The 5,310-nt window shown below is 30.5% G+C and carries 4 protein-coding genes and 1 pseudogene; all 5 read right to left on the bottom strand.

Features of this window, described 5'->3' with window-relative positions; genetic code table 11:
- Positions 1 to 87: 87 nt before the first annotated feature.
- A complete protein-coding gene (locus ACTTG8_RS09560; protein WP_442561885.1) occupies positions 88 to 288 on the bottom strand; it encodes a hypothetical protein in 201 nt (66 codons plus the stop codon).
- A gap of 553 nt (positions 289 to 841) precedes the next feature.
- The gene (locus ACTTG8_RS09555) at positions 842 to 1,345 is read right to left on the bottom strand and encodes a GNAT family N-acetyltransferase (RefSeq protein WP_442561884.1); all 504 of its coding nucleotides are present in this window, start codon (positions 1,343 to 1,345) and stop codon (positions 842 to 844) included.
- 161 nt (positions 1,346 to 1,506) lie between these two features.
- Complete coding sequence (locus ACTTG8_RS09550; protein ID WP_442561883.1) at positions 1,507 to 2,199, bottom strand: DNA alkylation repair protein; 693 nt, start codon at positions 2,197 to 2,199, stop codon at positions 1,507 to 1,509.
- 173 nt (positions 2,200 to 2,372) lie between these two features.
- Entirely contained in the window at positions 2,373 to 3,587 is a 1,215-nt protein-coding gene (locus ACTTG8_RS09545; protein WP_442561882.1) for an ATP-binding protein, read from the bottom strand.
- Between the two features lie 229 nt (positions 3,588 to 3,816).
- Positions 3,817 to 5,310 (bottom strand): annotated as a pseudogene (locus ACTTG8_RS09540) (hypothetical protein); the annotation flags it as partial.

Here is a 5,310-nt window from a genome sequence, read left to right as displayed (position 1 = left end):
AACCATGCATTTGCAAAATATAAGGATTCATCATTACAAGCTCTTCAATAGTATCCTTAATCTGAATTGCAAGCTTATCAAAAGAATTTAGTGAATAACCAAGTCATAAGCTCCTGTGACTTCCGAAAATTCCATAACTGTTTCTGTTATTTTCTGTGCCAACTTAGAATCTGCGGCTTCTCCCAATATATGTGAAAGCGTTTCTCTCAGCATATCGATTCCCGCTTTTATGATAAAAATTGATATTATCACTCCAAGATAAGCCTCAACCGAAATATTAAAATTCAAATATAATATTGCTGCTACTTGCTACATCCTATGCATTATTTACCGCATCCAGTACTATAGCTATTGAATTGGTCATAAGACCTATAAAAGCCTTAAATACAGCAAGCAGTATATTGGTTACAATCCCCACTATACTGGTTTAAATTATCTTTTTAGTTCTAAAATCTGAGTTATCCTTTATGCTATCAAGCCCATGTTTTTGCATATTATTCTCGACATTCCACTTTTCACCCACTTTTCTCCCCTCCTCTTGTACGATATTTATATAACTCTATTAAATATGATATTTCTATTACTCTACATTTAAATTTCAACTTTTGCAAGTCAATTTCCGATCTAACAGTCAAATATTTTTCAGCAAAAAACTCCCCAAATCTGTTTTTTCAGATGTTAGGGAGTGCCTCAAGCAAAGACTACTTAAAATTCTCATAAATATGTACTTCATTATTTTCTTCAAAAGGGAAATTTATACTATTTAATAATCCATAACAGCGACTAGGCAGCCGACTCTAAGAGTATTATTTGAAAATTAAATGTCTTACTCCTCCGCCTATTATTGTTTTAATTTACCGTATAAACACATATCATAAAACTTGCCATCTTTATAGACAGCATTTTTCCGCACGCCTTCACTTTCAAAACCATTTTTTTCAAGCACACGCTGCGATGCAATATTAGGCAAATAAACAGTTCCCGATATGCGTACTATATTGAGATTATCAAAAGCAAGCTTACAGATTTGTTTTACTGCTTCTGTCATTATACCTTTAGACCAGTTATCTGTAAGCAAAAAATATCCTATTTCACTATCTTTACATCTGACATCCGAATTTTGTTCAACCGCAATATTACCCACAACTTTATCATCTACAACAATAGCCCTGAATATACCATCCTTACCATCATGTTCCGTTGTCATACCAAACCAAAATTCTGCATCTTTTTCAGTATAAGGATACGGTATACGATTTGACAGATAAGAACGGTCTATATTATTGCAAATGTTTATCAGCTCTTTGCTTAAAGCTTTACTCCACTTTATTAATTTTATCTTCATAGCTAACCCCCTTAAAGCCACTTAAGTTTACAAGTATTTTAGGTATAATATCACTTTGCACACATTATTTCAACTATAACTTCAATATTTTTATATAATTTCAATTTTTCTTAAAATATTCTATTTATTTCCAATCTCATTTCCAGTCTATCTGACAACTGTTACTTGCCCTTCACCTTAATTCCTTTAAGATAAGTCTTCTGCTCATCTGTAATCCTATAACTTTCCACTGCTTTCTGAATAGCTTTATTATGTGCCCAAGTATCAAGTTTTTTATTTTCAAGAAATGGAAGTATCACATCATACTGTTTCGCAAGTGCAGTCGCAAAATACCAAGCTATCATCATATTTATGTAATAATCTTCAGTTCTTATTGCAGCAACCATTTCAGGGTATACTAAATCAAAATCTTCATCTAAAAAATGCTCCATAAGCATACCTATACCAAATCTGACAGTGTATTCTTTATCTGATTGTATCCATTCCTTTATATGAGGCATGAGCTCCTTGTGATATTTCTTAAATACCTTTGGGGAGAGCTGATCACAGGTTGCCCAGTTATTTATATAAGGAAGAAACTTCTTCACCTCTTCTATGCAAAGTTCGAAATCCTTTATTTCTGCAAGTATAAAAGCATGAAGCTGATTTTCGTCAAAATATGTATGTGGAACTGAATGTAAAAATTCTCTCACATCTTCTCTTTTTACAAGTTGTTTAGCATACTTTCTAAGTTCAGGCGTTCTTACACCAATCATAGACTCCTTATCGACTGTAGGAATAAGTTTGCTATTAAAATCTCTGTATTTTTCATCCTGTATTTTAAATAATTCATGTATAATTTCTTCTGCAATCATAGTTATTCCTTTCAAGCAAAATTAAATCGTTCATAACCTTAAATCTCTTCGTACTTATTAACTTTCTTTAGAATAAATATATTACATTGATGTAAACTTGTCCAATCCTATTTTAATTTTTTTGTCGAATATTTCCCAAAAATCAGTTTTTTATTAAATCCCAAATAATTCTGTTAAAAGCTACTTTCCAAAAGGAAATCTATTATATTTTTATGAATAACACCATCCCTGCTAAAATCAATCTTATCCATTGACAAAACATATTTAGGGAAATTATCTTCTATTAAATTATAAATACCAAACTCTCTTTCTCTTGTATCTTCATTTTCCATAAGATAAGAAATCTGATAATAGCACAAGGCTCCATCCTTTTCCGCTATAAAATCAATTTCTTTGTCCTTTACCTTCCCTATTTTTAAATTATATCCCCTTGAAATTAACTCTATACATACAATATTTTCAAGTGTTCTTTCTATGTCTTTAGTATTTGAAAAGCCTTTTGCCTGCCTAAAGCCATGGTCTGTAAGATAATATTTTTCATCTACACTAAGTATCTTTTTACCTGCTGCATCATATCTTGAAACTTTCTTTATAATAAATGCATTTCTGCAATATTCCAAATAATTAAGTATGGTATCAACAGAAATTTTTCTGTCTTCACTTTTAAGATATTTTTTTATGCTGTTAGCCGAAAATGTATTGCCTATATTTTCCAAAATATAAGTGAGTATTCTCTCAAATAAGTCCACATCTCTTACATTGTTATAGCGTAAAACATCTTTAATCAATACAGTATTATAAACATCACTCAGATACTTTAAACTAGGCATTTCATCAAGATTAAAATATTTTAAAAACGGCATACCTCCAACTCTTATATAATTATTAAAATATTCTTCATTTGATAGTCCCAAACTTTCAAATACTTCTATAAATTCATTAAAGGTAAATGGCTGTATTTCAAACTCAACATATCTCCCAGCAAGTAAAGTCGCTAAATCACCTGAAATAAGAGTAGAATTAGAACCGGTTATATATATATCATAATTTTCATCCAGTCTTAGCCCATTAACAACCTTCTCCCAATCATTCACAAGTTGTATCTCATCAAAAAAAATATACTGCTTTTCATTTTTTTTAAGTAACGGTTTTATATATTCCAGCAATTTTCCTGCTTCATTTATCCCAAACAATTCTATATTTTCAAAATTTAAATATATCTTATTTTCTTCAGGAATATTGCTTAAAATTTCATCTTTAATAATAGTTAAAAGTGTTGATTTCCCAACTCTCCTCATACCTGTCAACACTTTAATTACAGGTTTATCAATAAACTGTTTCAATTTATCGACATACCTTATTCTATTTACATAGGTTTTATTCTCCATCTGAGCCACCTCCTTTTATCTATTATAAACGATAAAAATCTAAAAATCAAACTCAGTTTCGATTATAGTCGATAAATTTTAAAATTATGATATCATTTCGATTATAGTCGATAAAGTTCAGCATTAAAAATAATATATTTTATTCGATATTCATTAAATAAAAACTCCCCAATCCTGTCCTCTTATTCCATCAGACAAAATCAGGGATTACATACTGCTATTAAGAAAATCATCTTATTGTTTCATTTATCTTATCAAAAACAAGTTGGTCTTCTAAGATATTAAAACTAACTTTATCTCTACTATGCTCTTTAGCTATCTCACCTAGCTTTTTAATAATATCTTCCTTATCTACTTTCGATAAATCGCTAAACTCCGGATTACTCCAAATCTTTCCGGCTGCAAGCATAAAGCCTCTTACCGCATTATCCCTTTCAGCCACTGTAATTTTATCTTTTTCTTTTATCTTGTATGAAAATGAATAACTGCAATCGTAGCTTTCATATCTTCCATCTCCTACTTTTGTATCTTCGCTAAAGCTTATACTGATAATCGGCAGTTCTTCCTTCCCTTTTGTATATAATGCCTTAAATTTTTTTGCATTTTCAAGCCCTGAGAAATTTATGGTTGTTGTTACAAATTCCCTTTCTTCATCTGTCAGATTTACTGCAAAATTTTCATAATTTATGTCATCATTTATCCTGTCCATACGCATTCTATCATCATCTGCGGAAGCCCATTTTGCCAATCTTTTATTAAAGTCATCCAACTTCATATTCTTGTAATCAGGCTTTTTCAGAGCGTTAAATAATGAGTCATAATCTTCCTTAGTTGCAGACTTAAAGCTTCTTGTTTCAGCTTTGTCATCCACTTTCTCTACAGCAATTTCATCACTTTCTAACTCATTATTTTTTTCACTTACCATTTCCGAAACTTCTTCTATTTCCGAAATACCTCCTAAGGTTATTTTTAAATTATCATTGCTTAATTTTTCTGAAATTTTAATTAACCCTGTTCTAAATTTTTCACTCACCTCTTTAGCATTTTCCACCGCTTTTTTAGTTAGATTGTTTTTTAATAAATTTACACCTGAATCAATGCTTTCTATGGCATTCATATATTCTCCTACCTTAAGCTTTTCAGGGTTTAATATTTCAATATTAAGTGCATACTCTACCTGATATAGATTATTATTTATTTCAATATTTCCACTAATTATTCCATATCTCCGGTTTCTTGCAAGGATAGGTGAAAGTACATAATTGAAGAACCGTGCTTTCTCATCTATATTTCTTTTTTCATAGAATTCTTTATTATTTGCAATCTTATTCAAGGCTTCTGCATATTCTTCACTATCAACAGCCTTAAGCACCTTATCCGAATATGCTGCAACAGACATTTTTTCATAATCCTTAAATTTTAAATCATCAATTTTCTTATAATCTATTCCCGAAACACTTTCATTTTCCTTCTCTTTTGCAGAAGTCATAAATACAGCAGTAGTTCCTGTTACAAATATCACTGCAAATAATATCATAAATAATGAAATCTTTTTTATCTTCATAACCGATATTATCCTTTCTTTAACTGCATTATTACTAAAGTTACTGCAAAGCGGCATAAACTTGCCCTTCTTTGCCTCCATATCAATAAGTGCATACGCGTATGCTTCCTTGCTTTTTTCACCAAAGATTCTCACAACAGCTTCATCACAGGATAATTC

The organism is Catonella sp., assembly GCF_052173895.1.
Classification (GTDB): Bacteria; Bacillota; Clostridia; order Lachnospirales; family Lachnospiraceae; genus Catonella.
Note: the sequence above shows the minus strand (reverse complement) of the source record. Positions and strands in the feature narration are given on the sequence as shown.